Origin of the sequence: Streptomyces sp. sk2.1, assembly GCF_008120935.1 — a bacterium.
In the GTDB taxonomy this organism is placed as follows: Bacteria; Actinomycetota; Actinomycetes; order Streptomycetales; family Streptomycetaceae; genus Streptomyces.
In genome coordinates, this window is record NZ_RDBO01000077.1 from 36,564 (window position 1) to 63,335 (window position 26,772).

The 26,772-nt window shown below is 72.3% G+C and carries 28 protein-coding genes; 18 read left to right on the forward strand and 10 right to left on the reverse strand.

The window, feature by feature from the left end:
• Positions 1-14: 14 nt before the first annotated feature.
• Positions 15-2,015: a DNA helicase RecQ gene (gene recQ / locus EAO76_RS27395; protein WP_148838620.1), complete on the forward strand. Its 2,001-nt coding sequence runs from the start codon at positions 15-17 to the stop codon at positions 2,013-2,015.
• Positions 2,016-2,071: 56 nt separating this feature from the next.
• Here recQ and EAO76_RS27400 read toward each other — a convergent pair whose 3' ends face one another.
• The 5 genes from EAO76_RS27400 to EAO76_RS27420 all read right to left on the reverse strand — a co-directional run bounded on the left by EAO76_RS27400 (position 2,072) and on the right by EAO76_RS27420 (position 8,348).
• Entirely contained in the window at positions 2,072-2,680 is a 609-nt protein-coding gene (locus tag EAO76_RS27400) for a Uma2 family endonuclease (protein ID WP_148840336.1), read from the reverse strand.
• Between the two features lie 128 nt (positions 2,681-2,808).
• Entirely contained in the window at positions 2,809-3,495 is a 687-nt protein-coding gene (locus tag EAO76_RS27405; protein WP_148838621.1) for a GPP34 family phosphoprotein, read from the reverse strand.
• Positions 3,492-4,721 (reverse strand): fumarylacetoacetase, encoded by a 1,230-nt coding sequence (gene fahA / locus EAO76_RS27410; protein ID WP_148838622.1) that lies wholly within the window; start codon positions 4,719-4,721, stop codon positions 3,492-3,494. Before fahA ends, EAO76_RS27405 begins: the two co-directional genes overlap by 4 nt.
• Positions 4,722-4,844: 123 nt before the next feature.
• Positions 4,845-6,839, reverse strand: a complete 1,995-nt coding sequence (locus EAO76_RS27415; RefSeq protein ID WP_148838623.1) for a CocE/NonD family hydrolase — start codon at positions 6,837-6,839, stop codon at positions 4,845-4,847.
• Positions 6,840-6,848: 9 nt separating this feature from the next.
• Complete coding sequence (locus EAO76_RS27420) at positions 6,849-8,348, reverse strand: peptide MFS transporter (protein WP_148838624.1); 1,500 nt, start codon at positions 8,346-8,348, stop codon at positions 6,849-6,851.
• Between the two features lie 156 nt (positions 8,349-8,504).
• Here EAO76_RS27420 and EAO76_RS27425 point away from each other — a divergent pair, with 156 nt between their 5' ends.
• The 6 genes from EAO76_RS27425 to EAO76_RS27450 all read left to right on the forward strand — a co-directional run bounded on the left by EAO76_RS27425 (position 8,505) and on the right by EAO76_RS27450 (position 14,666).
• The gene (locus EAO76_RS27425) at positions 8,505-9,515 is read left to right on the forward strand and encodes a polyprenyl synthetase family protein (protein WP_148838625.1); all 1,011 of its coding nucleotides are present in this window, start codon (positions 8,505-8,507) and stop codon (positions 9,513-9,515) included.
• 265 nt (positions 9,516-9,780) lie between these two features.
• On the forward strand, positions 9,781-11,058 hold the full coding sequence (locus EAO76_RS27430; protein ID WP_148838626.1) for an outer membrane lipoprotein carrier protein LolA: 1,278 nt from the start codon (positions 9,781-9,783) through the stop codon (positions 11,056-11,058).
• Between the two features lie 171 nt (positions 11,059-11,229).
• Complete coding sequence (locus EAO76_RS27435; protein WP_262375789.1) at positions 11,230-12,390, forward strand: ABC transporter ATP-binding protein; 1,161 nt, start codon at positions 11,230-11,232, stop codon at positions 12,388-12,390.
• Complete coding sequence (locus tag EAO76_RS27440; RefSeq protein ID WP_148838627.1) at positions 12,377-13,264, forward strand: ABC transporter permease; 888 nt, start codon at positions 12,377-12,379, stop codon at positions 13,262-13,264. Before EAO76_RS27435 ends, EAO76_RS27440 begins: the two co-directional genes overlap by 14 nt.
• A gap of 289 nt (positions 13,265-13,553) precedes the next feature.
• Entirely contained in the window at positions 13,554-14,147 is a 594-nt protein-coding gene (locus EAO76_RS27445) for a TetR/AcrR family transcriptional regulator (protein ID WP_148838628.1), read from the forward strand.
• A 72-nt stretch (positions 14,148-14,219) separates the two neighbouring features.
• Complete coding sequence (locus tag EAO76_RS27450; RefSeq protein WP_148838629.1) at positions 14,220-14,666, forward strand: hypothetical protein; 447 nt, start codon at positions 14,220-14,222, stop codon at positions 14,664-14,666.
• Positions 14,667-14,763: 97 nt separating this feature from the next.
• Here the strand turns inward: EAO76_RS27450 and EAO76_RS27455 are convergent, their stop codons facing one another.
• Positions 14,764-15,570 carry an HAD family hydrolase gene (locus EAO76_RS27455; RefSeq protein ID WP_148838630.1) on the reverse strand — a complete coding sequence of 269 codons (807 nt, stop codon included), beginning with the start codon at positions 15,568-15,570 and terminating at the stop codon, positions 14,764-14,766.
• Positions 15,571-16,031: 461 nt separating this feature from the next.
• Here EAO76_RS27455 and EAO76_RS27460 point away from each other — a divergent pair, with 461 nt between their 5' ends.
• The 5 genes from EAO76_RS27460 (at position 16,032) to EAO76_RS27480 (ending at position 19,768) form a co-directional block, all read left to right on the forward strand.
• Positions 16,032-16,940, forward strand: a complete 909-nt coding sequence (locus EAO76_RS27460) for a nitroreductase/quinone reductase family protein (protein WP_148838631.1) — start codon at positions 16,032-16,034, stop codon at positions 16,938-16,940.
• A gap of 114 nt (positions 16,941-17,054) precedes the next feature.
• Complete coding sequence (locus EAO76_RS27465) at positions 17,055-17,444, forward strand: VOC family protein (protein WP_262375982.1); 390 nt, start codon at positions 17,055-17,057, stop codon at positions 17,442-17,444.
• A gap of 101 nt (positions 17,445-17,545) precedes the next feature.
• Positions 17,546-18,442 carry a helix-turn-helix domain-containing GNAT family N-acetyltransferase gene (locus EAO76_RS27470; RefSeq protein ID WP_148838633.1) on the forward strand — a complete coding sequence of 299 codons (897 nt, stop codon included), beginning with the start codon at positions 17,546-17,548 and terminating at the stop codon, positions 18,440-18,442.
• Between the two features lie 84 nt (positions 18,443-18,526).
• On the forward strand, positions 18,527-19,048 hold the full coding sequence (locus EAO76_RS27475) for a DUF1877 family protein (RefSeq protein WP_148838634.1): 522 nt from the start codon (positions 18,527-18,529) through the stop codon (positions 19,046-19,048).
• Positions 19,049-19,123: 75 nt separating this feature from the next.
• Complete coding sequence (locus tag EAO76_RS27480) at positions 19,124-19,768, forward strand: dihydrofolate reductase family protein (protein ID WP_148838635.1); 645 nt, start codon at positions 19,124-19,126, stop codon at positions 19,766-19,768.
• 109 nt (positions 19,769-19,877) lie between these two features.
• Here the strand turns inward: EAO76_RS27480 and EAO76_RS27485 are convergent, their stop codons facing one another.
• Positions 19,878-20,489 carry a TetR/AcrR family transcriptional regulator gene (locus EAO76_RS27485; RefSeq protein WP_262375790.1) on the reverse strand — a complete coding sequence of 204 codons (612 nt, stop codon included), beginning with the start codon at positions 20,487-20,489 and terminating at the stop codon, positions 19,878-19,880.
• 67 nt (positions 20,490-20,556) lie between these two features.
• On the opposite strand from EAO76_RS27485, the gene EAO76_RS27490 reads away from it, so the two are divergent.
• Positions 20,557-21,033, forward strand: a complete 477-nt coding sequence (locus EAO76_RS27490; protein ID WP_148838637.1) for a VOC family protein — start codon at positions 20,557-20,559, stop codon at positions 21,031-21,033.
• Between the two features lie 60 nt (positions 21,034-21,093).
• Here EAO76_RS27490 and EAO76_RS27495 read toward each other — a convergent pair whose 3' ends face one another.
• Positions 21,094-21,678 (reverse strand): helix-turn-helix domain-containing protein, encoded by a 585-nt coding sequence (locus tag EAO76_RS27495; RefSeq protein WP_148838638.1) that lies wholly within the window; start codon positions 21,676-21,678, stop codon positions 21,094-21,096.
• 36 nt (positions 21,679-21,714) lie between these two features.
• On the opposite strand from EAO76_RS27495, the gene EAO76_RS27500 reads away from it, so the two are divergent.
• Positions 21,715-22,977, forward strand: a complete 1,263-nt coding sequence (locus EAO76_RS27500; protein ID WP_148838639.1) for a S9 family peptidase — start codon at positions 21,715-21,717, stop codon at positions 22,975-22,977.
• A gap of 85 nt (positions 22,978-23,062) precedes the next feature.
• Complete coding sequence (locus EAO76_RS27505) at positions 23,063-23,290, forward strand: hypothetical protein (RefSeq protein ID WP_187438815.1); 228 nt, start codon at positions 23,063-23,065, stop codon at positions 23,288-23,290.
• Positions 23,291-23,347: 57 nt separating this feature from the next.
• Here the strand turns inward: EAO76_RS27505 and EAO76_RS27510 are convergent, their stop codons facing one another.
• Positions 23,348-23,692: a DoxX family protein gene (locus EAO76_RS27510; RefSeq protein ID WP_148838640.1), complete on the reverse strand. Its 345-nt coding sequence runs from the start codon at positions 23,690-23,692 to the stop codon at positions 23,348-23,350.
• Positions 23,693-23,858: 166 nt separating this feature from the next.
• Between EAO76_RS27510 and EAO76_RS27515 the strand changes: the two genes are divergently transcribed.
• Positions 23,859-24,743: a sigma-70 family RNA polymerase sigma factor gene (locus tag EAO76_RS27515; protein WP_148838641.1), complete on the forward strand. Its 885-nt coding sequence runs from the start codon at positions 23,859-23,861 to the stop codon at positions 24,741-24,743.
• 40 nt (positions 24,744-24,783) lie between these two features.
• On the opposite strand, the gene EAO76_RS27520 is transcribed toward EAO76_RS27515, so the two are convergent.
• Positions 24,784-25,197: an arsenate reductase ArsC gene (locus EAO76_RS27520; RefSeq protein WP_148838642.1), complete on the reverse strand. Its 414-nt coding sequence runs from the start codon at positions 25,195-25,197 to the stop codon at positions 24,784-24,786.
• Positions 25,198-25,292: 95 nt separating this feature from the next.
• On the opposite strand from EAO76_RS27520, the gene EAO76_RS27525 reads away from it, so the two are divergent.
• Positions 25,293-25,601, forward strand: a complete 309-nt coding sequence (locus EAO76_RS27525) for a helix-turn-helix transcriptional regulator (protein WP_148838643.1) — start codon at positions 25,293-25,295, stop codon at positions 25,599-25,601.
• Positions 25,598-26,701, forward strand: coding sequence for an ACR3 family arsenite efflux transporter (gene arsB / locus EAO76_RS27530; protein WP_148838644.1), 1,104 nt, complete (start codon positions 25,598-25,600; stop codon positions 26,699-26,701). Before EAO76_RS27525 ends, arsB begins: the two co-directional genes overlap by 4 nt.
• The last annotated feature ends 71 nt before the right edge of the window (positions 26,702-26,772 follow it).

Consider the following 26,772-nt stretch of genomic DNA (forward strand, 5'->3'; position numbering starts at 1 on the left):
CGACGGGCGGGACCATGGATGTGACCGAGAGCGACGCACGGCGGACGCTGCACAAGGTGTTCGGATACGAGGCGTTCCGCGGCGAGCAGGAGGCGATCGTCGACCACGTGGTGGCCGGCGGGGACGCCGTGGTCCTCATGCCGACCGGTGGCGGGAAGTCCCTCTGCTACCAGATCCCGTCCCTGGTCAGGTCGGGCACGGGCGTCGTCGTCTCCCCGCTGATCGCGCTGATGCAGGACCAGGTGGACGCCCTGCGGGCGCTCGGCGTGCGCGCCGGTTTCATCAACTCGACGCAGGACTTCGACGAGCGCCGCTCGATGGAGGCGCAGTTCGTCGCCGGTGAGCTCGACCTGCTCTACCTGGCTCCGGAACGGCTCCGCCTCGACTCCACGCTGGCGCTGCTCTCCCGCGGCGAGGTCTCCGTCTTCGCGATCGACGAGGCGCACTGCGTGGCCCAGTGGGGCCACGACTTCCGCCCCGACTACCTGGCCCTTTCGGTCCTCGGCGAGCGCTGGCCCGAGGTGCCGCGCATCGCCCTGACGGCGACCGCCACCGCCGCCACGCACGAGGAGATCACCCGGCGCCTGGGCATGCCCGACGCCAAGCACTTCGTCGCCAGCTTCGACCGGCCCAACATCCAGTACCGGATCGTGCCGAAGGCCGACCCGAAGAAGCAGCTGCTCTCCTTCCTCGAGGACGAGCACGCCGGGGACGCGGGCATCGTCTACTGTCTCTCGCGCAACTCGACGGAGAAGACCGCCGAGTACCTCTGCCGCAACGGCATCGAGGCCGTCCCGTACCACGCGGGGCTCGACGCGGGCACCCGCGCCGCCCACCAGTCCCGGTTCCTGCGCGAGGAGGGCCTGGTCGTCGTCGCGACCATCGCCTTCGGCATGGGCATCGACAAGCCGGACGTACGCTTCGTCGCCCACCTCGACCTGCCGAAATCGGTCGAGGGCTACTACCAGGAGACCGGCCGCGCAGGCCGTGACGGGCAGCCGTCCACGGCCTGGATGGCGTACGGCCTCCAGGACGTCGTGCAGCAGCGCAAGCTCATCCAGGGCGGCGAGGGCGACGAGTCCTTCCGCCGCCGCGCCGCCGCCCACCTCGATTCGATGCTCGCCCTGTGCGAGACGGTCCGGTGCCGGCGCGCCCAGCTCCTGAAGTACTTCGGCCAGGACCCGACCGAGGAGTCCTGCGGCAACTGCGACACCTGCCTCGCCCCGCCGGAGAACTGGGACGGCACGGTGGCCGCGCAGAAGCTGCTGTCGACCGTGGTGCGGCTGAAGCGGGAGCGCGGGCAGAAGTTCGGCGCGGGCCAGATCATCGACATCCTGCTCGGCCGCAAGACCGCCAAGGTCATCCAGTTCGACCACGACCAGCTCTCGGTCTTCGGCATCGGCGGCGAGCTGACCGAGGCCGAATGGCGCGGCGCGGTACGGCAGTTGCTGGCCCAGGGGCTGCTCGCGGTCGAGGGCGAGTACGGCACGCTGGTGCTGACCGAGGAGAGCGGCTCGGTGCTCGGCGGCGGGCGCGAGGTGCTGCTGCGCAAGGAGGCCCCGAAGCCCGCGTCGCGGTCCACGAAGGGCGAACGCAAGGCGAAGTCGCAGGCGGCCGGGGCCGAGCTGGCACCCGAGGCCGTCCCCGTCTTCGAGGCGCTGCGGGCCTGGCGCGGCGCACGGGCGAAGGAGCAGGGCGTCCCGGCGTACGTCATCTTCCACGACGCGACGCTGCGCGAGATCGCCACGGTCCGGCCGGACTCGACGAGCGCGCTGGGCGGGATCAGCGGCCTGGGCGAGAAGAAGCTGGCGACGTACGGGGAGGGGGTGCTGGAGGTCCTGGCGACGTTCGGGGAGGCGGGAGCGACGGCGGCCCCGGACCCGGAACAGCCGCCTCTGGAGTCCGCCCCGGCCGCGGTGCCCGCCGCGCGGGTCCCGTCGGCACCGACGGCCCCGGCCGCTCCCGACGACGACCCGGAATTCGGCTGGGACGAGGAGCCCCCCGAGTACGAGTGACCCGAGTACGAGTGACCGAGTGCGAGTGAGCGGTACGGACCGGGCGGCGGGGCGGCCTACCGCGGCTCCGCCGCCCGGCGGTGCGCGGTGATCGCGGTGAGGTCGAGGTCGACGGGGAAGGGGACGGAGACCTTCATCCGGTCGTGGAAGATACCGGTGGAGGTGTAGGCCCCGGTCGACGGCTCCAGCTCGAAGACGTAGACCACTGCCCGGTCGTCGCGGTTCTCCACCCGCCAGTAGTGCGGGATCCTCGCCCGGGCGTACTTCACCGGCTTGGTCTCGCGGTCCCGGGTGACGGATTCCTCGGACACGACCTCGATGGCCAGCAGCACACCGTCCGCGGGGAAGCGGGTCCGGTTCAGGTCCTGGACGATCTCGCCGGCCACGACGATCACATCGGGTTCGGGCCGGTTGTGGCGGTCGATGTCGATGGTGAACTCGCGCACGACTTCGAGTTCGTGTGGTGCGCACGACTGCAACTGCCAGGTGAAGAGGTCGACCGCGCGCATGTGGAACATGGTCTGCGGAGGCCGGTGGACAAGACTTCCGTCGATCAGCTCCGTGTGCGGAGGCAGGTCCGGGAGTGTGTCCAGGTCATCGGCGGTCCAGCCGCCCACGGGCGGAACCGCCCACCGCGGTCCGGGGGCCTCGGGGTCGGTGTTCATCGGTGCTTCCACGGCACGGAGTCTCGCGGGCCTTCTTCCGTTCCTGTCGGAAACAGAGGAAGGCCCCCCGAACGTGTGAACGCCCCGTGTGCGGCTGACCGGCAGGTTTCCAGGGGCTGACGGCCCCCTCAGTCGTCGCCCGAGCTGCTGTTCGAGCTGAAGAGCGGCCCGCGGTTCCCGGACGACCGGTCCCGGCGGACGTTCTCGTGCACCGCGTGGGCGGCCCAGTCGTCGTGGGCCAGGTCGCGCATCGCCCAGCGGTCGCGCAGTCCGCCCCAGCCCGCCTCGGCCGCCAGGTCGACCGCCGAGACCAGCGCGGCCAGGGACCGGCCGCGCGGGTCCGGGAACCTGGCGGCACAGGTGGCGGCGAAGCGGTCCCGGATTGCGAGGGACCGGGCCGGGTCCGTCGCCGGGTGGCGCTGGTACGGCAGCAGGCCGAGGAGCCGGTGGGTCTCCCGGCGCAGGACCGAGCGGCGCACCAGGTGCTCCGTGCACAGCTCCCCGGCGTACCGGCCGGCCTGCCGGACCCAGCGCCGCGCGTCGATCCCGCCGTCCCCGGGCCTGCCCGCCTCCGGGGCCGACAGGCTTCCCAGCACCTGGGCGAGGAACGGGTCCGGGGGAGCGAGCGGGTCGACCACCCGGATCCACCCGGACCGTTCGGCGATCCGGCCCTGGAATTCCAGCTCCCGCAGGGCCGCGCCCGCCACCCCGTACTCCAGGAAGCGGTCGCGGCACAGCGATTTGCCGCGCAGCGGGTCCAGCGCGAGCAGCAGCAGTTCCTCGGGGAGCGTGAGCTCCGGGGCGGGGGACGTCATGACGCGGGCACGATCCGTCCGGTGACCTCGCCGATCCCGACCCGGGTGCCGTCCGGTCCCGGCGCCCAGGCCGTCATCGTCACGACGTCGCCGTCCTCCAGGAACGTGCGCTTGCCGTCCGGGAGGTCCAGCGGGTCGCGGCCGTTCCAGGTCAGCTCCAGGAGGGAGCCGCGCTGACCGGGCTCGGCGCCGCTGACCGTGCCGGAGCCGTACAGGTCGCCGGTGCGCAGCGACGCGCCGTTCACCGTCATCTGGGCCAGCATCTGGGCCGCCGTCCAGTACATGGTGGCGAACGGCGGCTCGGCGACCACCTGTCCGTTGATCGCGACGGAGATCCGCAGGTCGAGGCCGCCGTCCTCGTCCTCGTCCGCGTCCTCCAGGTAGGGGAGCAGCGGCAGGTCGCGGGCCGGGGGCGCGATCCGGGCCGACTCCAGCGCCTCCAGCGGGGTCACCCAGGCCGACACGGACGTGGCGAAGGACTTCCCGAGGAACGGGCCGAGCGGGACGTACTCCCAGGCCTGGATGTCCCGCGCCGACCAGTCGTTGAGCAGGCAGAGCCCGAAGACGTGGTCGCGGAAGTCGCCGAGCGGGACGGGGGTGCCCTGTTCGGAGCCGACGCCGACGACGAAGCCGACCTCGGCCTCGATGTCCAGCTTGACGGAGGGGCCGAAGACGGGGGCCGGGTCGGTCGGCGCCTTGCGCTGGCCGGACGGGCGCACCACGTCCGTGCCCGACACGACGACGGTGCCGGACCTGCCGTGGTAGCCGATCGGGAGGTGCTTCCAGTTGGGCGTCAGCGCCTCGCCGTTCGGCCGGAAGATCTGTCCGACGTTGGTGGCGTGGTTCTCGCTGGCGTAGAAGTCGACGTAGTCCGCGACCGCGTAGGACAGGTGCAGCGTCACGGTGTCGAGCGGGTGCAGCAGCGGTTCGATGTCGGCGCGGTGCGCCGGGACCGTGACCCAGGCGGTCAGGGCCCGCCGGACGTCCCGCCAGGCGGTGCGGCCCGCCGCCAGCAGCGCGGTCAGGTCCGGCCGGGCGAGGAGTTGCGCGTAGGGCGAGCCGAGCGCGTGCGCGGCGGCTCCGGCATCCAGGACGTGGTTGCCGATGCGGACGCCGACCCGGCGCTCCTCGGGGTGGTCGGGGGTGGAGAACACTCCGTACGGAAGGTTGTGCGGACCGAAGGGGTCGCCCTCGGCCAGATCGAGCGGGCTGCTCTGCTCGGGCATGTGTTGCTGCCTCGCTTTCCAGGTCGCTTGGGGGACACGTTACGTGGGTGCCGCCACCCGACGGGAGTGCCCCAACCGCCCCTGATGCCCGGAAAGTTCCGCGTTGCCCCTCCCGGCAGGCTCTCAGCCGGCCGTGCGCGGGATCCGCTTCTCCCAGGTGCGGTGGAAGACCACCTCACCGCCCTCCTTGCACATCACCTCGTTGGACGTGATGAAGTCGGTGGCGTCCGCGCCGGTCTCGGAACGGGTCTCGATCCGCACGTCCCAGGCCATCTCCGGCCGGTGCAGCCGGATCGCCCAGTCGGAGCGGGCGTGTGCGGTGAGCGGGTCGTCCTCCCGGATCGTGTACGTCTCCAGGGCGTCCTCGGTGAACTCCAGGCCGTCCGGGTAGATGCGGGTGCCGCCGTAGCGCGGGTCCACCTCCAGCCGCCACTCGCCCTTGGCGACGTCGCGGACCACCAGCCGCTCGGGGCGCTGTTCGTCGAGCGTCACCGGGTGGACGACGCCGAGCGGCTCCGACTGCTCCGGGGGCTCGAAGCGGATGTTCGGGTCCTGGATGTGGCGGCGCACCGGCAGTTCGAGGAGGCTGCCCTCGGCGTCCAGGGTGAATCCGGCCGATCCGGCCTGCGGCCAGATCCACGGCCAGTACGAGGAGGAGACCGCGAGCCTGATCCGGTGGCCGGGCGGGAAGGCGTGCCCGATGGCGTTCAGTTCGAAGGTCACGTCCTCGGCGGCGCCGACCGGCCAGTCGTCGGCGCGGTCGCGGCCGTGCCGGGCGGCCAGGTTGAGCGCGCCCCGGGTGACCAGGGTGGAGGAGCCGTCCGGCGCCACGTCGCAGAGCCGGGCGATCGCCTGGCCGCGCGGGGCCTCCATCCGGATGCGCAGCTTCACCCGGGGGCGGCCCAGGATCTCGATCGGCTCGCCCTCGACGGGGAACTCGAAGCAGACCGACTTGGCGTCCTCGTCGCGCTGGTCGGGCGGCAGGTCGGCGTCGTTGCCGAACGGGAAGAAGCGTCCGGCGTCCAGTCCGGTCTGCTGCGGCGAGTCGACGATCCGCGGTCCGCCCCGGAAGGCGTACGCGATCGGCGTGACGTTCGGCGACGGCCAGCGGGTCTCGCCCGCCCAGCGCCCCGGCAGCGTCTCGTACACGGTGGCGGGGCGGTGCGAGTCGCTGATCCAGGCCCGCAGCAGCGGTTCGGACATGACGCCGGTGTCCTCGTCCTTGAGGTGCTGGTCCCACCAGCGCAGCGTCTCCTGGAGGAAGCCGATCGACGGGCCCGGCGGCAGCCCGCGGTCCGGGTACTGGTGCGACCAGGGCCCGATCAGCCCGCGCACCCGGTCCGGGTCGAGGTGCTCGACGAGCCGCAGGACGGTGTCGCGGTACGGGTCGTGCCAGCCGCCCACCGCGAGGACGTTCGCCCGGATCGCGGAGTAGTCCTCGCAGACGCTGCCGTGCTTCCAGTAGTCGTCGCGGGTCTGGTGGGCCAGCCAGGTGTGGACGAAGGGCTCGACGGAGGCCAGCCGTCCGCGCCACATGTCCTTCCAGTCCTCGCCGACCTGCGCCGGGTCCGGCGGCCGGGCGACGAAGGCCAGCATGGTGGCCGCCCAGGCGTGCATGTCGACGGCGAGCACCGAGCCGCCCATGTAGTGGACGTCGTTGTCGTAGCGGTCGTCGGTCGAGCAGACGGTCACGACCGCCTTCAGCGGTTCGGGGGCCAGTGCGGCGATCTGGAGCGAGTTGAAGCCGCCCCACGAGATGCCGAACATGCCGACCCGGCCGGAGCACCAGTCCTGCCGGGCCAGCCAGTGCACGACCTCGACGCCGTCGGCCAGTTCCGTCGCGTCGTACTCGTCGCCCGGCAGGCCCTCGCTGTTGCCGTGTCCGCGCACGTCCACCCGGACGGAGGCGTAGCCGTGGCCCGCGTACCAGGGGTGGCGCTGCCAGTCGCGCGGCGCGGTCCAGTCGCTCAGCCGGTACGGCAGGTATTCGAGGAGCGCGGGCACCGGCTCGTCGGTGACGGGCCGCCAGATCCGGGCGTACAGCCGGGTGCCGTCCGGCAGCGGGATGCGGACGTCCTCATGGGTGGTGTCGTACGGGAACGTGGTGCGGATGTGCATGGCGTCACCTCAGTGGACGGGGTGCATGGTGCGCTTGAGCCAGGGCGCGGCGGCGATGACGGCCAGACCGGCCACCACCGCGATCGCGCCGTTGACACCGAAGTAGGCGGGGTTGGAGACCTCTCCGTACAACTTCACGACCTGGGCCTGGATGCCGTTGGCGAGGGCCAGCGAGAGGAACCAGAGCGCCATCGTCTGGCTGGCGAACGCCTTGGGGGCGAGCTTGGTGGTCGCGGACATGCCGGAGGTCTCCAGCAGGATGTCGCCGAGACCGAGCAGCAGGTAGGAGCCGACGATCCACCAGGCGGCCATCCGGTACGTGTCGCCGGAGTGCCCGGAGGTCGGCAGCACCATCAGCAGGAAGGACAGCCCGCCGAGGATCACCCCGAGGGCGATCTTGTTGGAGACGTGCGGCTGGCGCGGTCCCATCCGGGCCCAGACCGCGGCGACCACCGGGGCGAGCGCGACCTCGAAGGCGCCGAGCGCGGAGGCGTACCAGCTCGCCGGGAAGTGGAAGCCGAGGATCTCGGTGCGGGCGTTGGTCGACGCGAGCAGCATCATCGTCGAGTACGCCTGGAACAGGATGAAGTTGAAGACGACGGAGGCCAGGAACAGCACCACGTACGGGCGCAGCCTGCCGCGCTCCTCGCCGGTGACCCGGGGGCTGCGGAACATCACCACGAAGTACACGACCGGCGCGATCACCGAGACGAGGGTGAGCAGGTCCACGAAGCGGTCCATGGTCAGCCACCCCGTCAGGGCCAGGACGGTGGCGAGGACGGCGACCACGACGGCGCCGGCGACGATCAGCCGGACGGCGCGGCGCATGGGTGCCGGTGCCAGCGCGAATTCGGCACTGTGCCTTCGCCCGGCCAGGTGACGCCGGCCCAGTACGTACTGGGCGAGGCCGAGGGTCATGCCGAAGGCGGCGGCCGAGAAGCCCCAGTGCCAGCTCGCGTGGTCCCCGAGCCAGCCGGTGATCAGCGGGCCGAGGAACGCCCCGATGTTGATGCCCATGTAGTAGAGGGCGAAGCCCGCGTCGCGGCGCTCGTCGTCGGTGCGGTAGAGCTTGCCGACCATGGTGGCCACATTGGGCTTGAGCAGGCCGGTGCCGGCGCTGATCAGGCCGAGGCCGATCCAGGTCATCGCGTCGGTGGGCACCGCCATGGCGTAATGCCCGCAGGCGATGAGGATGCCGCCGTACAGGACGGCGCGGTACGAGCCGAGCATCCGGTCGGCCAGCCAGCCGCCCGCCACGGAGACCAGGTAGACCAGGGTTCCGTAGGCCGCCGAGACGGACGCGGCGGTGCCCGGCTCCATGCCCATGCCGCCGTGGGCGACCGTGTCGGCGAAGTAGAGGACCAGGATCGCCTGCATGCCGAGGAACGAGAACCGTTCCCAGACCTCCAGGCCGGACAGGGTCATCAGCCCCCGAGGCTGGCCGAAAAAAGCCTGGTCATCACCCGGGGGAGGTTGAGTCGATTCGGTGTCTGCGGCCGCGTTGGACAAAGGGGATACTCCTGATCGTACGAGCTGATCACGAACATACCGGCGGTGGCGGGAAGGCGCCCACGGTGATCCAAAGCGGACCGGATACGCTGACTTGAGTGATGGCAGCGACACATCGACATTCCGTGTGATCGTCAGCAGACAGGAGATCCCCTCGTGACCGTCGTCGGGCCGTTCGGACTGAGCGTGCGGGACCATGCTCTTGAGGCCGATGTCCAGGCCGGTTTGGCTGCCGTCGAGGCCGGGCTGCTCGACGTCACCAAGAGCGACGTGCCCTTCATCACGGAGGCCGCACAGCATCTCGTCCGAGCCGGAGGCAAGCGTTTCAGGCCACTGCTGGCGATACTGGCGGCCCGGTTCGGCGACCCCGACGCGCCGGGCGTGGTGCCCGCCGCCGTCGTCGTCGAGCTGACGCACCTCGCGACGCTCTACCACGACGACGTGATGGACGAGGCGGACGTGCGCCGCGGCGTCGACAGCGCCAACAGCCGCTGGGGCAACTCGGTGGCCGTCCTGACCGGCGACTTCCTCTTCGCCCGCGCCTCGCACATACTGGCCGACCTCGGTCCGGAGGCCGTCCACATCCAGGCGGAGGCGTTCGAGCGGCTGGTCACCGGCCAGATCCTGGAGACCGCGGGTCCCGCGGAGGGCCGCGACCCGATCGAGCACTACCTGGAGGTGCTGCGCGGCAAGACCGGCTCGCTGATCGCGGTGGCCTGCCGGTTCGGCGCGATGATGGCCGGTGCGCACGAGTCGGCCGTCGACATCCTCACCCAGTACGGCGAGCGGCTCGGTGTCGCCTTCCAGCTGGCCGACGACGTGCTCGACATCGCGTCCGACTCCCACGAGTCCGGCAAGACCCCGGGCACCGACCTGCGCGAGGGCATCCCGACCCTTCCCGTGCTGTACCTGCGGGCACGGGCGGCGGCCGAGGGCCGGCCGGAGGACCTGGAGCTCGTCGCGCTGCTGGACGGCGGCCTGGAGGACGACGACCGGCACGCCGAGGCGCTGCGCAGGCTGCGCGTCCACCCGGCGCTGGAGCAGGCCAAGCGGGACACCATCCGGTACGCGGAGGAGGCGCGGGCGACGCTGGCGCCGCTGCCCGAGGGCCACGCGAAGGCCGCGCTGGAGGAGCTGTGCGACGCGGTGGTGCACCGGGCGGGCTGAGCGCCGGCCGGGTCGGCTGCGGGGGCGCGGCGACCGCGCCCGCCCAACTCCCCCCGCAGCACGCCCCCTACGGGACGGAGGGGGTCGGGCCCGCGCGGTGTCATACCGAAGAGGTAGGCGGAGTTGCTCCCGCGGGCTGACGCTTTCGGGTCACCGGTTTGGTCAGATGGAGAACGTCCACTCCTGACCAAATCGGTGAGAATGGCGGCACGGAGTGGACGAGTGCAACCGGACGGAAGCCGCCGACCACGGAGGTAGGGCACACATGGCACCGAACGACAGCGCAGAGACCGGCGGCGGGACCAGGGGCACCGCCGCTGGCCGTCGGAAGGCGGCGCGTTACATCGTCCCGGTCGCGGTGGCGGGAGTGGCGGCCGCGACGATCGGGCTCGTGCCGGCGCTCGCGAGCACCGGTGACCCCGATCTGCCGAAGATCACCGCACAGGAACTCATCGAGAGGATCGCCGCCTCGGACACCGAGCGGCTCTCCGGCACGGTGCGCATCAGCACGGACCTCGGCATCCCCTCGCTCGGCGGCCTGGCCGACGCCTTCGTCCAGGGCGGCGGGGCCGGCCGGGGCGGCGCGAGCGCCGACCCGCAGGAGCGGATGACGGAGCTGGCGTCCGGCACGCACACGCTCCGGGTCGCCGCGGACGGCCCCGACAAGCAGCGGCTGTCGATCCTGGACAACGCCTCGGAGTACAGCCTGATCCGCAACGGCGACGAGGTCTGGGCCTACGACAGCGGCTCCGACCAGGCGTACCACGCCACCGCGGACGGCTCCGCGCGGGGCTCCGGCGAGAAGTCCGCGCACCCCGCCCCCGACGGCGCCCCGGCCACCCCGAAGGAGCTGGCCGAGCAACTGCTGGAGACGGCGGGCCCCACCACGTCCGTGACGGTCGACGGCACCGCCCGGGTCGCCGGACGCGACGCGTACAAGCTGGTCGTCAAGCCGAAGCAGGGCGGTTCCACGATCGGTTCGGCCACGGTCGCGGTCGACGCGGAGAACGGCGTGCCGCTGAAGTTCACCCTCCTCGCGAGCGCCGGGGGCAAGCCCGTCGTCGACGCCGGGTTCACCAAGGTCGACTTCGCGAAGCCGGACGCCTCCCTGTTCACGTTCACCCCGCCCAAGGGCACCGAGGTGACCGAGGCCGACGACGCGAAGGCACAGCGCGAGCAGGGCGGGGGCCCGGACGGCAAGGGCCTCGACAAGGGCCTCGACGGCCTGTTCCCGGGTGCCGACCGGCTGGGCGCCGGGGGCGGCGGGGCCGAGGACACGAAGATCATCGGCGAGGGCTGGAACGCGATCGCGGAGATCAGCACCCCGGGCGGCACCGGTCTTCCCGCGGAGGCGTCGGACGAGATGCCGGCCGAGGCCCAGCAGTTCCTGGACTCGCTCGGCGACAAGGTCACCGGCAAGTTCGGCTCGGGCACGGTCTTCAAGACCCGCCTGGTCAACGCGCTGCTGACCGACGACGGCAAGGTCTACGTCGGCGCGGTCACGAAGGACGCGCTGGTCGAGGCGGCGAACAACGCCTCCTGACGCCGGGGCGCGCCGCGCGCCCCGACACCGCGCACCCGCCCCGCCGTACGCTCCGTACGGCGGGGCGGTTCGCCACGTCCGTCCCTCGGGCGGGCGGCACCGCCGGAGCACGGCCCAGGAACGTCCGGCCCGCCCGGCCGGACGAACCCTGCCGACCCATGGGGAGTACGCATGACAGAGCCCGGGACCGCGGTCGAGCCGGAAGAGGCCCCCGGGCCGGGAACGGCCACCGGCCCGGCCACCGGCAGACCCGGCCCGACCGGCAGACCCGGGGCGCCCGTCAGTCCTGAGGCGGTCGACGACCCCGAGGCGGTCGGCAACCCCGGGACGTCCGACGACACCCGGACCGGTGACAACCCCCGGACCGGTGACAACCCCCGGACCGGTGACGGCCCGGCGGCCGTGATCGAGACCCGGGGCCTCACCAAGCGCTACCGGGGCGGACAGCTCGCCGTGGACGGCCTCGACCTCAGCGTCCCCGCCGGCAGCGTCTTCGGCTTCCTCGGCCCCAACGGCTCGGGCAAGACCACCACCATCCGGATGCTGATGGGCCTGATCACTCCGACGGCCGGTACCGCGCGGCTCCTCGGCCACCCCGTGCCGGACGCCGCCCGCACCGTGCTCCCGCAGGTCGGCGCGCTGATCGAGGGGCCCGCGCTGTACGGCTTCCTGAGCGGCCGGGACAACCTGCTGCGGTACGACTCCGCCGACCCGACCGCCGACCCGCGCACCCGCCGGGCCCGGGTGGGGCAGGCCCTGGAACGGGTCGGGCTGGCCGCGGCGGCCGGCAAGAAGGCCAGGGCGTACTCCCTGGGCATGAAGCAGCGCCTCGGGCTCGCCGCCGCCCTGCTCCAGCCGCGCCGCCTGCTCGTCCTCGACGAACCGACCAACGGCCTCGACCCGCAGGGCATGCGGGAGATCCGCGCCCTGGTCAGGGAACTGGCGGCGGAGGGCACCACGGTCTTCCTCTCCTCGCACCTCCTCGACGAGATCGAGCAGGTCTGCACGCACGCCGCGGTGATGGCCCGGGGCCGACTGGTCGTCCAGGGCCCGGTCGCGGAACTGGCGGCGGGCACCCGCGGCCGGCTGACCGTCACCACCCCCGACCCGGGCGACGCCGCCCGGGTCCTGGAGGAGCTGGGCGTCACCGGCGTCACGGCCGACGGCGACCGGGTGAGCGCCGAGGCGCCGCCGGGCGACGTCGAACTCGCCGACCTCAGCGCGGCACTGGTCCACGCAGGAGTGCGCCTGCGGTCCTTCGGCGTCGAACGGGCCTCGCTGGAGGACGCCTTCGTCGCACTCACCGGAGAGGGTTTCGATGTCGCAGGCTGAAAGCGCGCCCCGGGCCGCGAGGGTCCGGAAGAGCCCGTTGTGGACCTTCGGGATCCTCCGCTCCGAGCTGGTCACCACCCTCCGCCGCTGGCGCACCCTGGCCCTGCTCGGGGTGCTGGCCGCCGTGCCCGTGCTGATCGGCATCGCGGTGCGCGTCGAGACGGGCGGCGGCTCCCCGCACGGACCGGGCGGCGGCGGGGCGGGCCCGGCGTTCCTCTCCCAGGTCACCAACAACGGGCTCTTCCTGGTCTTCGCGGCCCTCGCGGTGACCCTCCCGGTCTTCCTGCCGATGGCCGTCGGGGTCGTCGCCGGTGACTCGATCGCGGGCGAGGCGAACGCCGGAACGCTGCGCTACCTGCTGGTCGCCCCGGCGGGCCGGACCCGGCTGCTGCTGACGAAGTACGCGTCGGTGCTGGTGTTCTGCCTGGTCGCGACCCTGGTCGTGGCCCTGTCCGCGCTCGCCGTGGGCGCGCTGCTCTTCCCCGTCGGGGAGGTCACGACCATCTCGGGGACGCGGATCGGCTTCGGCGAGGGGCTGTTGCGGGCCGGACTGGTCGCGGTGGTCGTCGCCGCGTCGCTGATCGGGTTCGCGGCCGTCGGCCTGTTCATCTCGACCCTCACCGGCAGCGGAATCGCGGCCATGGCCGCCACCGTCGGGATACTGATCACCATCCAGATCGTGGACGGCATCCCGCAGTTGAGCGGAATCCACCCGTATCTCTTCCCGCACTACTGGATGTCGTACGCGGACCTGATGCGGGCCCCGGTCTACTGGGACGAAGTGGTCAGGAACCTGGGGCTTCAGGGCCTGTACGCGGCGGTGTTCGGCTCGGCGGCCTGGGCCCGCTTCACGGCGAAGGACATCACCGCCTGACGCACGGGGACGGCACCGGCCGATCGTGCGGGGCGCGGGGTGCGGGACGGCTCCGGTCCGGTATGCGGAGCACGGGGACGGTCCAGGTCCGATATGCGGGGCGGTCGCCGCCCGCGCCGTCGGCCGGGCGAGCCGTCCCCCGATCGGCTCGTCGCGGCACGAACGGCACGAACGGTGCGGGTCACGGGAACGATACGACACGGCACGTTCCGTTTCCGCCTGGGTATTGTTCGACCTCTGGCGACAGGCTGTCAACAAGACTTGGTCCGGACACCCCTATGCTCACCGAATGATCACATCGCCGAGTTCACTGCGCCGCAGCGAGAGATCACGCAGGGCGACCCTGGAGGCCGCCCTCGAACTGTGCACGGAGAAGGGGTACGGGCGCGTCACCGTCGAGGCCATCGCGGCCAGGGCGGGCGTCAGCAAGAAGACGATCTACCGCTGGTGGCCGTCGAAGAGCGCGGTGATCCTGGAGGCGTTCACCGAGGCCCTGGTCGGCACGACGCCGTTCGCCGACACCGGGGACATCGCCGCCGACCTGCGGAGCAACGTGATGGGCGCGGTACGGCTCATCTCCACGCCGCCCTTCGGCCCCGCGTACTCCGGGATCCTCTCCGAGATGCACCACGACGACGCCCTCACCGAGATCGTCAGGTCGAAACTGATCGCCCCCCGCTGCGAGGAGGCCGTCGACCGGCTGCGCCGGGCCCAGGAGCAGGGTCAGATCCCGCCGGACGCCGATCTCCCGCTGGCCGTGGAGATGTTGTACGGCCCGATGTACTACCGCCACGTCCTGCGCATGCCGATCCAGGACGAGGAGGAGATCGCCGCCCTGGTCGCGCACGTGCTGCGGGCGATCGGGGCACCGCCGGAGCCCTGAGCGCCCGGACTCCCCACGGGGCGGTGGGCCGTGCCCGGCCCCGTTGTCGGAGGGTCGTGCGAGCATGCGCGTATGGGAAATCTGTACGACTACTTCAGCGCGCCGGACGACCCGGCGGCCCTGACGGCGTTCGACGAGGGGGCCGAGGCCGCCGGATTCCCGGTGCTCCCGGTCAAGGGGATCGACCCGTACGTGGAGTTGGGGCAGGCCGAGAGCCTGCTCACCGGCACGCCGTACGAGGACATCACGCCGCTGCCGCGCTTCAACCGGCTGCTCAGTTCCCCCGAGGACGATTCCCGCTGGCTGGTCACGCTCACCGACGAGCTGCGCGACGCCCTGGTGGCCGCGCGGCCCGGCGGATTCGCGACGGTGGCCGAATCCTGGTCGCACATCGAGGAGTTCGGCGGGAACGCCCGGCCCGAGGACCTGGCCGACTTCCTCGGGGGACTGGCGGACCTGGCCGAGGAGGCCGCGTCCCGGAGCGAGCCGCACCGGCTGTACTGCCTGATGTCGCTCTGACCTTCCCGCCACGGGCAGGGGTTCCTCCGTGTCCCGTGCCCGCGTCCGCCGTGTACCGCGCCCGGGTGTTCCGTGCCCGTGCCCGTGCCGCTTCCGCTCAGCCGAACACCCGCTCCAGCACCTTCGCGACCCCGTCGTCCTCGTTCGACGACGTCACCTCGTCCGCCGCGGCCCGCAGGTCCGGGTGGGCGTTGGCCATGGCGACGCCGTGCCCGGACGTACGGAACAGGGGCAGGTCGTTGGGCATGTCCCCGAAGGCGATCGCGGTGTCCACGGCCACCCCGAGGTACTCGGCGGCCAGGGCGAGACCGGTCCCCTTGTCGACCCCGTACGGCTGCAGCTCGACCGTGCCGGGGCCGGAGTGCGTGACGGTGGCGAGGTCGCCGACGACCCCGCGGGCCGCCTCGGCCAGCGCGTCGTCGGTGAGCTCCGGGTGCCGGACGAGCACCTTGACCACGGGCGCGGACCACAACTCGTGGCGGCTGCGGGTGCGTTGGGCGGGCAGCGTCGGGTGGGGCATCCGGTAGCCCGGCTCGATCAGGGTGCGGCCCTCGGGCCCGTCCTGGTCCACGGCCGCGAAGACCGGCCCCACCTCGGCCTCGATCTTGCCGAGCGCGGTGTCGGCCGCCTCCCGGTCCAGGGTGACCGTGCGCACCAGCCGCCCGGACCCGGCGTCGTACAGCTGGGTGCCCTGCCCGCAGACCGCCGGGCCCCGGTACCCCAGCCCGGCGAGCAGCGCGCGCGTCCCGGGCACGGGCCGCCCGGTGACCACCAGGTGCCGGGCCCCGGCGCGGGCGGCCAGGGCGAGCGCGGCACGGGTGCGGGGGCTCACGGTGTCGTCGCGGCGCAGCAGCGTGCCGTCCAGGTCGGTGGCCACGAGCGCGGGTGCGGGCGGAATGTGCATGGTGCAAAGCGTAGAAGCGCCCGGCGGGCGGCCGGACCCGCGTTGACAGGTCCCGCCGGGATGCGTGTAATGGGCGCGGTGTCACGTGACGCCGGCCAAGAGCAGTGGGCCGGCCGGTGGTCGGGCGAACACCCTTTGTACGAGGGGGCCCTCATGAGTTCATACTCCATGCCCTGCATCTGACGCCGACGCCCGACGTGGCGGCACGGCCGCACGTCGTCGCCCGCGTCCCGCGCCCGTGGTTCCGTTCCGGGCACCCCGTTCCGCTCCCGCCCCGTCGCCGTTCGCCGTCCGCGCCCGGCGCCGGAGACCGTGTGCCGTCCCGGGTGCCGCCCGCCGTCCCGCGTGCGCGATCCACGCGCGACCGGCACGCGATCGCGCGTCATGACCACCCGTTCCCGCGGCTCACCGCAGCCCATCGCGGCCCGGCCGCATCCGAATCCACGGAGACACAGACCCGTATGCCCACATCGTTCAACCAATCGGTCATCGACGAGTTCCGCGCCAACGAGGGGAAGGTCGGCGGCCCCTTCGAAGGCGGGGACCTGCTCCTGCTGACCACCACCGGCGCCAGGTCGGGCAAGGAGACCACCACGCCCCTCGGCTACGTCCGGCACGGCGACACCCTGCTGGTCGTCGGCTCCAACCTCGGCGCCCCGAAACACCCGGACTGGTACCACAACCTGCTCGCCCACCCCGTGGTCCGGGTGGAGGTCGGCACCCGTACGTTCGAGGCCCTCGCGGTCCCCGCGGAGGGGGAGCGGCGCGGGGAACTGTTCGGCCACGTCGTGCGCGCGTCCCCCGGATACGCCGACTACCAGGCCGCCACCACCCGGCTCCTGCCGGTCGTGGCGCTGGAACGCGCCGAGCCCGACGGCTGGGAGCCCCGCGAGATCACCACCCTCGCCGGGAAGCTCATGGAGGTCCACACCTGGCTGCGCGACCAGTTGCGCCAGGTACGGGAGGAAGTGGCGGCCCACTTCGCGGCACGGGCCGCCCACCGGGGGCCCGGCGCGCCTCCGGTCCCGGGGCTCGGGCTCCAGATCAGGCAGCGCTGCCTGGCGTTCTGCCAGACCCTGGAGTTCCACCACACCAGCGAGGACGCGCACCTGTTCCCCGGGATCGCCCGGTACCACCCGGACCTGACCGCCACCTTCGACCGGCTCGCCGAGGAGCACCGCACGGTCGCCCGCCTCCAGGGTGAGCTGGTGACCCTGCTGGCGGACATCGCGGCCGCCGACCCCGAGCGCTTCCGCGCCGAACTCGACAGGATGTCCACGGAGCTGAACGCGCACCTCGATTACGAGGAGGAGCAGTTGCTGCCCCTGTTGGCCGACATCCCCTGGCCCCCGGCGCCTCCGGCCCCCTGAGACATGCGAACCGAACCGCATCGGATCCGACCGCATCGGATCCGACCGCATCGGATCCGACCGCATCGGATCCGACCGAACCGCTTCCGGGCGGAAGAAAGGCCGTACGTGCGAGTGAGAGTGAAGGACTTCGACCATCTGGTGCTCAACGTGCAGGACGTCGAGCGATCCCTGGAGTTCTACTGCGGACTCCTCGGCCTGGAGCCGATCAAGGTGGACGAGTGGCGGGCGGGGGAGTTCCCGTTCCCGTCGGTACGGGTCAGCCCGACGATGATCATCGACCTGCTGGGCCGGTCGCGCCACGAGTCGAACGTGGACCACATCTGCCTGGTCGTCGATCCGCTGGACTGGCAGGAGGTCATCGACTCGGGCGTCTTCACCGTGCTGGAGGGCCCGGTCTCCCGTTCCGGCGCCCGGGGCGAGGCGCAGTCGGTGTACGTCCGGGACCCGGACGGCAACACCGTCGAGCTGCGCTGGTACCCGCAGGACGTGGTGGGGGACTGACCGGCCGGGTGCGCGGCCCCGGACGGGAGGCACCCCCGTCCGGGGTCGCGGCACGGCGTATCCGCCCCGCCTCCGCAGGGTTCTCTGACTAAAGTCAGAGAATGGATGAACGGATCGACCTGGTACGGCGGTTCAACCGCACCGTCACCGAACGCGTGGGCGCGCTCCACGACCACTACCTGGGCCGCGACCGGCCGGTCGGCGAGGCCCGGCTGCTCTGGGAGATCGGCGAACGGGGCCTGGACGTGCGGCGCCTGCGCGAGCGTCTCGGGCTCGACTCCGGGTACGTCAGCCGGCTGCTGCGCTCCCTGGAGGCCGACGGCCTGGTGACGGTGGAGCCGCACCCCCGGGACGGGCGCGTGCGCACGGTGCGGCTCACGGGAAAGGGGCGGGCGGAGCGGTCCCTGATCGACGACCGCAGCGACGAACTGGCCGGTTCCCTCCTCGAACCGCTCAACCCCGCGCAACGCGCCCGGCTGGTCGCGGCCATGGCCGAGGTCGACCGGCTGCTGACCGCCGCGACGGTCGCCCTGGACGTCGTCGACCCCGACCACCCCGACGCCCGGTACTGCCTCACGTCCTACTTCGACGAGGTGCGCGGGCTCTTCGAGACCGGTTTCGACCCCGCGCTCAGCCTGCTGCCCGACGCGGGCGAACTCCGGCCGGAGCGCGGCCTTTTCCTGGTCGCCCGGCTGCACGGCGAGCCCGTCGGCTGCGCCGGTGTGAAGCTGCCGCCCGGGGGGCCGGCGGAGATCAAGCGCATGTGGGTCGCCCCCCGGGCCCGCAGGCTCGGTCTCGGCCGCAGGTTCCTGGCCGAACTGGAGGCGCGGGCCGCCCGGCACGGCTGCGACACGTTGCGGCTGGACACCAACAAGGCGCTCGGCGCCGCGATCGGCCTGTACCGGTCCTTCGGCTTCCAGGAGGTCGCGGCCTTCAACGACGAGCCGTACGCCCACCACTGGTTCGAGAAGCGGATCGCCGCACCGTCGGCCGGGTGACGGAGCCCCGGTTGTCAGTGCCGTCGAATAGGTTCTGTCCGCCCGGCCCGACCAGGGGGCCGCTGAACCGGGGGACTCGTCGCGATGAGTATCCACCTGCACTTTCGCGCCGTTGCGAAGTCGGAGATCCGGGACGACCACACCTGGCTCGCGGCGTTCATGCATGAGGCGTGGCGGAACCACCCCGTCGAGTACGCGGAGGGTGTCGCCGGCTCGATCGAGAAGGTCTTCGGCCTCGTGAACGACCTCTACGCCGCGGCCGAGACCCTCGGCACGGACGTGGACGCGGGCACGGACACGGGCGTGGGCAGGGCCTGGGAGCTGCCGGTTCACGGCGGCCGCCCCGTGGCGCACGGAGCCGGTGCCGACCCCTCCGACCCGCCCATGATGCTTCTGGAGCCGCCCGGGGTGGCGCGGGCCGCGGACTTCCTCGCGAGGGTCTCCTTCGACGGGCTGTGGAGCGTCGCCGGTGCGGGGGTCTGCGGTCGGCTCGGCGAAGAAGCGCAGGCCAGGCAGGAATTCCTGCGGTATCACGAGGATCTTCGCCGGCTCTACGGGCGGGCGGCTTCGGCGGGCCGGGCCATGGTCAAAGTGGTGTGGGCCTGAGGCGTGGTCGCGACTCCGATGAGTTCTCCCGGCCCGAACGGTCCCATTCACTGCCGACAAACACAGGAGAAACACGTGGAACAGTTGCTGAGGGTCCAGAACTTCAACGTTTCGAGCGACGGCTTCGGCGCCGGTGAGGGCCAGAGCCTGGAGAGGCCGTTCGGGCACGCCGATCCGGGGACCATGTTCAGCTGGGCCGGGGCCACGGCGAGCTGGCCCAACCGCACCGACCCCGGCGGGAGCCGCGGCCTCGACGACTACTTCACAAGGGACTTCACGCACAACATCGGCGCCGAGATCATGGGCCGCAACAAGTTCAGCCCCCAGCGCGGGCCCTGGCAGAACCACGACTGGCTCGGCTGGTGGGGCGACGAACCCCCGTTCCACACCCCGGTGTTCGTGATGACGCACCACCCGCGGCCCTCGTTCACGCTCTCCGACACCACGTTCCACTTCGTCGACGGCGAACCGGCCGCGGTGCTCGAAAGGGCGCGGGAGGCGGCGCAGGGCAAGGACGTCCGGCTGGGCGGCGGGGCCGCCACCATCCGGCAGTTCCTCGAAGCCGACCTCGTCGACGCCCTGCACGTGGCGGTCTCGCCGGTGAAGCTCGGATCCGGTTCGCGGCTCTGGGAGTCCCCCGACGAGCTGCTCGACCGGTTCCACCTCGACGTCGTGCCCAGCCCGAGCGGCGTGACGCACCACCTGTTCTGGCGCAAGTGACGGAAGGGCCCGCCGGGCGGTGACCGGGGCAGGGTGGGGAACCGAAGGGTCTTCCGGCCCCCGGTCCTCCAGCCCCCGGTCCTCCGTCCTCCGGTGGCTGCGCGAGAGGTCAGGCCGGGGCCCGCAGCCCCGCCAGGAGCCGGTCGAGTGCCTGTTCCGCGGCCTGCGGGTCCCCGCCCCGGGCGATCCAGAGCGCGGCCTCGTTCATCGCCCCCGAGAGCAGCCGGGCCAGGGGTTCCACCGGCTGATCGGCGATGATCCCGGCCCCGGCGAGCGCCGCCAGGGCCTCCGCGAGGTGCCGGGCCGAGGACTCCTCGTCCATGGCCCGCCACTCGTCCCAGCCCAGTACGGTCGGCGCGTCGACCAGCAGGATCTGCCGCACGGCCGGATCGGTCCCCGCGGCCAGGAAGGCCCGGCAGCCGGCCCGGAGCTGCTCCCAGAGGTCCTCGTACCGATCGGCCTCGGCGGCCACCCGCTCGCCCAACTCCTGCTGGACCTCGGCGACGACGGCCCGGAAGAGCCCCGCCTTGCTGTCGAAGTGGTGGTAGGCGGCCCCCTTGGTGACCCCGGTGGCCCGCGCCACCTCGGCCAGCACCACGTGGTGGTAGCCGTCGGCGGCGAACCGCCGCCGCCCCTCGTCCAGCAGCGCCCGCCGCGTGGCCGCCCGCTGTTCCGCCCGGTTGACCGCCATCGCGCGAGAACCCTTCTCCTCATTTCGCATACCCGGGGTACGCTAACACCACGATTCGCATACCCGGGGTATGTGAAATTGACGGAAGGACCCTGTCATGACGAAGACTCCTGCTGCGACGAACGATTCCGCTGCCGCGGCGAACGGCCGCCCGGCCGGACTCGGCGGCTTCTACCCGGTGCTCGCCACCCGTGACGTGGCCGCTTCCCGCGACTTCTACACCCGCCACTTCGGGTTCGAGGTGACCTTCGAGGCGGACTGGTACGTGAGCCTGCGCCGCCCCGACGCCCCGCAGTACGAGCTGGCCCTGCTGGACCACACCCACCCGACCTACCCCGAGAGCCACCGGGGCGCGCTCCGGGGTGGCCTGCTGCTGAACTTCGAAGTGGACGACGTGGACGCCGAGCACCGGCGGCTCGTGACGGCGGCCGGCCTTTTTGAGGTGCTGTCGCCGCGCACGGAGGAGTTCGGTCAGCGCCACTTCATCGTCGCCGCCCCCGACGGCGTGCTGATCGACGTCATCACGGTCGTCCCGCCCGGTGAGGAGTACGCGGCGCAGTACGTCGACGCCTGATGCCCGGCCCGTGGCCCCTCGCCCGGCGCCGGGGCCGTCCGGCCGGTCGGGTGTCGGACGTCAGGCATCCGTCCCGTGCCCGGACCCGGCCGTCGTCGGCGGCTCGGCTTCCGACTGCCGGGCCTCCAGCGGGAAGTGGATCGGGCTGAGCAGGTACTGCGCCCGCTCGGGGCCCGGGCTGTTGGCCAGCCTGGGGGCGATGGCCGCGCGCAGTTCGCCGATCAGCTCCTCCAGTTCGCCGGGGCTGAGCCAGAGCGCGTGCTGCCGGTACCCCACCCGGTCGGCCACCGGATCGCTGCCCTCGCGGTCGAGGTAGGCGTCGAACTCGGCCAGCAGGGCGGTCATGGCGGTGGCGAACGCCCGCCGATGGTCCTCGGGGCCGAGTGCGCGGACCGCCTCCGCGCCGATCACGGCCCGGTCCCGCCGTACCCGGTAGTGCCGCTGCACCGCGCCGCGCACCCTGCTCTCCTCGGCCACTTCGAGGATTCCGCCCTCCACCAGCAGGTCGATGTGCCGGTAGACGGTGGCCTTGGACGCCTCGGGGATGCGGGCGGAGAGCTGGGCGGTGGTCAGCGAGCGCCCGCCGCCCATCGCGTGCACGATCCGGAGCCGGATGGGGTGTGCGAGCAGAGTCAGGGAATCCATGACCAAACTTTCTCATGACTGCTACCGTTCGCAATCATGAGAATGGATGAGGGTGGGGCACTGGAGGCGGCGCGCGGCCTGGCCGCGCTGCTTCGGACGGAGCGTTTCGACGGGATCGTGGAACTCTTCGCGCCCCCGCTGCGGGCCGCGGTCTCCGCCCCGGCACTGCGGCTCGCATGGACGGCCGAGGCCGCCGGGCGAGGCGGGGCCGAGTCGGTCGGGGAGCCGGCGATCGAGGACGCCGAAGCCGATCCGGTACGCGTGCGCATCCCGGTGACCTGCGCCGAGGGCGGCTTCGTCGTGGTCGCGTCGGTGGGCGGCGACGGTCTGTTGCAGGGGCTGCGGCTCGACCCGTACGGGGGTGCCGAGTGGCAGCCGCCGCACTACGCGGAGACGGACCGGTTCGCCGAGCGGGACGTCCTGCTCGGGACGGGGCCCCTGGCCGTGCCCGGGACGCTCAGCCTGCCGACGGGCCCCGGACCGTGGCCCGCCGTGGTGCTGCTCGGCGGTGGCGGCCCGTTCGACCGGGACGGGAGCAGCGGCCCGAACAAGCCGTTGAAGGACCTCGCCTGGGGGCTCGCCTCCCGGCAGGTGGCCGTGCTGCGCTTCGACAAGGTGACGTTCACTCACCCGGACCGCCTGTCACCGGACTTCACCATGGCCGACGAGTACCTGCCCTCCGCGCTCGCCGCCGTCCGGCTCCTGCGGCGGCAACCCGGGGTGGACCCGGACCGGATCCATCTGCTCGGCCACAGCATGGGCGGCAAGGCGGCGCCCCGGATCGCCGCCGCCGACCCGTCGATCGCGGGCCTGGTGCTGCTCGCCGCGGACGCGCAGCCGATGCACGAGGCGGCCGTCCGGGTGGCCCGCTACCTCACGGCCCTTGATCCGGGCGCGGGTTCGGACGGGATGGTGGCCGCGCTCGCCCGGCAGGCCGCGGTGGTGGCGGGCCCCGACCTCGCCCCCGACACCCCGCCGGAGCTGCTGCCCCTGGGCCTCTCCGCCGCCTACTGGCTCGACCTGCGCGCCTACGACCCGGTGGCCGCGGCAGCCGCGCTGCCCTGCCCGATGCTGATCCTGCAGGGCGGGCGGGACTACCAGGTGACCGTCGCCGACGACCTGACGCGCTGGCGGGCCGCGCTGGAGCACCGGCCCGACGTGGTGATCCGGATCCACCGGGACGCCAACCACCTCTTCCTCCCCGGCAGCGGCCGCCCCACCCCGGTCGAGTACGCCCGGCCGGGACACGTCGAACCGGCCGTGGTGGACGGGATCGCGACCTGGCTGACGGGACGGTGAGAGGGCCGGGTCCAAGGCGGGAAAGCCGGAGCCGAAAGGGGTGATCGCGCCCGCGGTCGCCGTCTAAACTCCCCCGATGAACAGCATGTCGAACAACATACGGTGCACCCAATGCGGTGCGGTGGGGCTGGAACCGGGCTTCGTCGGGGACCTCGGACAGGGCTCCCGCGGGTTCACGCAGTGGATCGCGGGCGCCCTTGAGAAGGGCCTGCTGGGCAATGCCAAGCTGATGGGGCGACCGCGTTGGCAGATCGATGCCTACCGTTGCCCCCACTGCGGGCACCTGGAGCATTTCGCCACCCAGCGCAGTTAGGGCGTCACCGTCCGGGCATCGCTGCTTCGGGGACGACGTGGCGGCCCGTCACGGGCCTCATACGAAACAGGCCGTGGCGGCGACCGCGAGCAGCAGGTAGGCGACCGGGAACGCGAGGCCGCCGAAGGCGCGGGCACGGACATGGGCCAGGAGCGCGCCGACGAAGAACGCGACCAGCCCGGCCCCCGCCGCCAGGCCCAGCCGGGGCACACCGAGCAGCCCGACGACGAGCCCGGCTGCCCCCGCGAGTTTCAGGCTCGCCAGATACGGCAACGCGGCCGGTGGGACCCGGACCTGCGCGGAGTTCGCCAGGACGAAGGGGGCCCTCGCGTAGTCCGCGACGGCGATGGACGCGTTCGCGACGACGCACGCCACCGTGGTGACGATCAGTACCGGGTTCATGATGCGGATGCCTCCATGGTCGTGGACGTCCCGGGCGGAACCGGCGCGCCGTCGGCGCGGAACCGCACTCTCTGTAGGCTCATGGCGTTGTCATCTCCCCGGGATGCGAACGGGAACGGGCTGAACCGACCCTCCTGACGTCCGCCGTCCCGGAAAGGTGACACCCGTGCCGATCACTTCCGAAGAGTTCGAGACCGCCCGCCCCCGTCTGCTGTCGGTCGCCCACCGCATGCTCGGATCGGTCCATGACGCCGAGGACGCGGTCCAGGCGGCCTGGCTGCGGACCACCACCGCCCGGACCGGGCAGGCGATCGAGAACCCGTCGGCCTGGCTGACGACCGTCACCGCCAGGATCTGCCTGGACGAGCTGCGCGCCCGGCACCGCCGCAAGGAGGCCCCGCTCCTCGCGGACGCCATCCCCGCCGAGCAGCTGGCCGTGGACGAGGAGATCCTCCGCGAGGAGGACGTCTCCCGCGCCCTCATGGTCCTGCTGAACCGGCTGACCCCGCCCCAGCGGGTCGCCTACGTCCTGCACGACCTGTTCGCGGTGCCGTTCGCCCCCATCGCGCACGTGCTCGGCGTGACGGTGCCCGGCGCCAAGAAGCATGCCAGCAGGGCCCGCCGACGCCTCGCCCTCCCGCCGGAGACCCCGGACCGGGCCGACGGACCGGACCGGACCGATCGGCCGGACCGGGAGATCGTCGAGGCGTTCCTGACGGCGGCGCGGACCGGCGACACCCGCACCATGATCCGGCTGCTCGCGCCCGACGGCGTCCGCGACGCCGACGCGGCGCTCCTCCCGCCCGGCAGCCGTACCGTCGTCACCGGCGCGGACGCCATCGCCGCCGAGACCGTACGGTTCCGCCACCGCATCGAAGCGGCGTGCCGCATGGTCGTCGACGGCCGGCCGGTGCACCTCATCGCCCCGGGCGGGCACCCCTTCGCGACGATCGACATCGCCACGGCCGGCCGGAAGGTCACGAGGATCACGCTGCGCCCCGTGCGGACCGACAGCCGCTTCGCCCCCGCCGCACCGGCGACGACCACCTGATCCGCCCGACCCGTAATGGCGGGCACGCCCCCGGGGCCGCTCAGGCGGGTGCGATCTCGGCGATCAGGCCCTGGACGAGGGCCTTGATCTCGTCGCGGATGGGCCGGACGGCGTCGACGCCCTGCCCGGCCGGGTCGTCGAGTTTCCAGTCGAGGTAGCGCTTGCCGGGGAAGACGGGGCAGGTGTCGCCGCAGCCCATCGTGACGCACACGTCGGACTCGCGGACGGCGTCGGTCGTGAGGATCTTCGGGGTCTCGGCGGAGATGTCGATGCCGACCTCGGCCATGGCCTCGACGGCGGCCGGGTTCACGGCGTCGCCGGGGTCCGATCCCGCCGAGCGGACCTCGATCCGGTCCCCGGCGAGGTGGGCGAGCCAGGCCGCGGCCATCTGGGAACGGCCGGCGTTGTGGACGCAGACGAACAGGACGGACGGCTTGTCGGAGGACTCGGCCATGGTGATCGTTCTCTTTCGTCGCGTGGCGGAACCCGGCCGCCGATGACTTCAGCCCCCGCTGGTATCAGCGGACAATGATGTGACAGTATCAGTGCATGCTGACTTCAGTCGATGCTGATGTGATCCGGGTGCTGGGCGATCCGCTCCGCCTGAAGATCGTGACCCTGCTGGCGCGCGAGACGCTCTGCACGACGCACCTGGTCGAGGAGACCGGCGCGAAGCAGACCAACCTGTCCAACCACATGAAGGTGCTGCGCGAGGCCGGGATCGTGGAGACCGAGCCGTGCGGCCGGTTCACGTACTACAGGCTCAGGCCCGAGGTCCTGGCCGGGCTGTCCGAGCAGTTCGCCGGGCTCGCCGCCTCGGCCCGTGGCGCCGCCGGGAACAAGAGGGCCTGCCCGTGACCTCCACCGAACCCACCACCGCCACGGCGGCCGGGGACGACTCGATCGTCGGGAAGCTCTCCACGCTCGACCGCTACCTCGCGGTGTGGATCCTGCTGGCCATGGCCGTCGGCCTGGGCCTGGGCCGCCTGGTCCCGGGGATGAACGACGCGCTCGCGAAGATCGAGATCGGCGGGATCTCCCTGCCGATCGCGCTCGGCCTGCTGGTCATGATGTACCCGGTGCTCGCCAAGGTCCGCTACGACAGGCTCGACCGCGTGACCGGGGACCGCAAGCTGATGGTGTCCTCGCTGGTCATCAACTGGATCGTCGGCCCGGCCGTCATGTTCGCCCTCGCGTGGATCTTCCTGCCGGACCTGCCCGAGTACCGCACCGGCCTGATCATCGTCGGGCTCGCCCGCTGCATCGCCATGGTCATCATCTGGAACGACCTCGCGTGCGGCGACCGCGAGGCCGCCGCCGTCCTCGTCGCCCTGAACTCGGTGTTCCAGGTGCTCGCGTTCGGCCTGCTGGGCTGGTTCTACCTCGACCTGCTGCCCCGGTGGCTGAACCTCGGCGACGGCCAGGGCCTGGACGTGTCCGTCTGGCACATCGCGCTGAACGTCGTCATCTTCCTCGGCATCCCGCTGCTGGCCGGCTTCCTCACCCGCCGCATCGGCGAGCAGAAGCTGGGCCGCGCCGACTACGAGGCGAAGTTCCTGCCGAGGATCGGCCCGTGGGCGCTGTACGGGCTGCTGTTCACGATCGTCATCCTCTTCGCCCTCCAGGGGAAGACGATCACGTCGCAGCCGCTGGACGTCGCCCGGATCGCACTGCCGCTGCTGGTGTACTTCGCGGTCATGTTCTTCGGCACCTTCCTGCTCGGCAAGGGACTGGGCCTGGCCTACGACCGCACCGCGACCCTCGCCTTCACCGCGGCGGGCAACAACTTCGAGCTGGCCATCGCGGTCGCCATCGCCACCTTCGGCGTCACCTCCGGCCAGGCCCTGTCCGGCGTCGTCGGACCGCTCATCGAAGTACCCGTCCTGATCGGACTCGTGTACGTCGCGCTCGCCTGGCGAAGGAAGTTCGCCGCCGACGCGGTGACGACGGCCCCGTGACCCGGCGCACCGACGTGGTGGTGGTCGGCGGCGGCCGGGCAGGTCTCGCCGCCGGCCACCACCACCTGCGC

Bases quoted from the DNA above. Each gene is read 5' to 3' on its own strand.
- recQ (WP_148838620.1), top strand. From the start codon at position 15: ATGGATGTGACCGAGAGCGACGCACGGCGGACGCTGCACAAGGTGTTC.
- EAO76_RS27400 (WP_148840336.1), bottom strand. From the start codon at position 2,680: ATGAACACCGACCCCGAGGCCCCCGGACCGCGGTGGGCGGTTCCGCCC.
- EAO76_RS27405 (WP_148838621.1), bottom strand. From the start codon at position 3,495: ATGACGTCCCCCGCCCCGGAGCTCACGCTCCCCGAGGAACTGCTGCTG.
- fahA (WP_148838622.1), bottom strand. From the start codon at position 4,721: ATGCCCGAGCAGAGCAGCCCGCTCGATCTGGCCGAGGGCGACCCCTTC.
- EAO76_RS27415 (WP_148838623.1), bottom strand. From the start codon at position 6,839: ATGCACATCCGCACCACGTTCCCGTACGACACCACCCATGAGGACGTC.
- EAO76_RS27430 (WP_148838626.1), top strand. From the start codon at position 9,781: ATGGCACCGAACGACAGCGCAGAGACCGGCGGCGGGACCAGGGGCACC.
- EAO76_RS27435 (WP_262375789.1), top strand. From the start codon at position 11,230: ATGACAGAGCCCGGGACCGCGGTCGAGCCGGAAGAGGCCCCCGGGCCG.
- EAO76_RS27440 (WP_148838627.1), top strand. From the start codon at position 12,377: ATGTCGCAGGCTGAAAGCGCGCCCCGGGCCGCGAGGGTCCGGAAGAGC.
- EAO76_RS27445 (WP_148838628.1), top strand. From the start codon at position 13,554: ATGATCACATCGCCGAGTTCACTGCGCCGCAGCGAGAGATCACGCAGG.
- EAO76_RS27450 (WP_148838629.1), top strand. From the start codon at position 14,220: ATGGGAAATCTGTACGACTACTTCAGCGCGCCGGACGACCCGGCGGCC.
- EAO76_RS27455 (WP_148838630.1), bottom strand. From the start codon at position 15,570: ATGCACATTCCGCCCGCACCCGCGCTCGTGGCCACCGACCTGGACGGC.
- EAO76_RS27460 (WP_148838631.1), top strand. From the start codon at position 16,032: ATGCCCACATCGTTCAACCAATCGGTCATCGACGAGTTCCGCGCCAAC.
- EAO76_RS27470 (WP_148838633.1), top strand. From the start codon at position 17,546: ATGGATGAACGGATCGACCTGGTACGGCGGTTCAACCGCACCGTCACC.
- EAO76_RS27475 (WP_148838634.1), top strand. From the start codon at position 18,527: ATGAGTATCCACCTGCACTTTCGCGCCGTTGCGAAGTCGGAGATCCGG.
- EAO76_RS27485 (WP_262375790.1), bottom strand. From the start codon at position 20,489: ATGCGAAATGAGGAGAAGGGTTCTCGCGCGATGGCGGTCAACCGGGCG.
- EAO76_RS27490 (WP_148838637.1), top strand. From the start codon at position 20,557: ATGACGAAGACTCCTGCTGCGACGAACGATTCCGCTGCCGCGGCGAAC.
- EAO76_RS27495 (WP_148838638.1), bottom strand. From the start codon at position 21,678: ATGGATTCCCTGACTCTGCTCGCACACCCCATCCGGCTCCGGATCGTG.
- EAO76_RS27500 (WP_148838639.1), top strand. From the start codon at position 21,715: ATGAGAATGGATGAGGGTGGGGCACTGGAGGCGGCGCGCGGCCTGGCC.
- EAO76_RS27505 (WP_187438815.1), top strand. From the start codon at position 23,063: ATGTCGAACAACATACGGTGCACCCAATGCGGTGCGGTGGGGCTGGAA.
- EAO76_RS27510 (WP_148838640.1), bottom strand. From the start codon at position 23,692: ATGAACCCGGTACTGATCGTCACCACGGTGGCGTGCGTCGTCGCGAAC.
- EAO76_RS27520 (WP_148838642.1), bottom strand. From the start codon at position 25,197: ATGGCCGAGTCCTCCGACAAGCCGTCCGTCCTGTTCGTCTGCGTCCAC.
- EAO76_RS27525 (WP_148838643.1), top strand. From the start codon at position 25,293: ATGCTGACTTCAGTCGATGCTGATGTGATCCGGGTGCTGGGCGATCCG.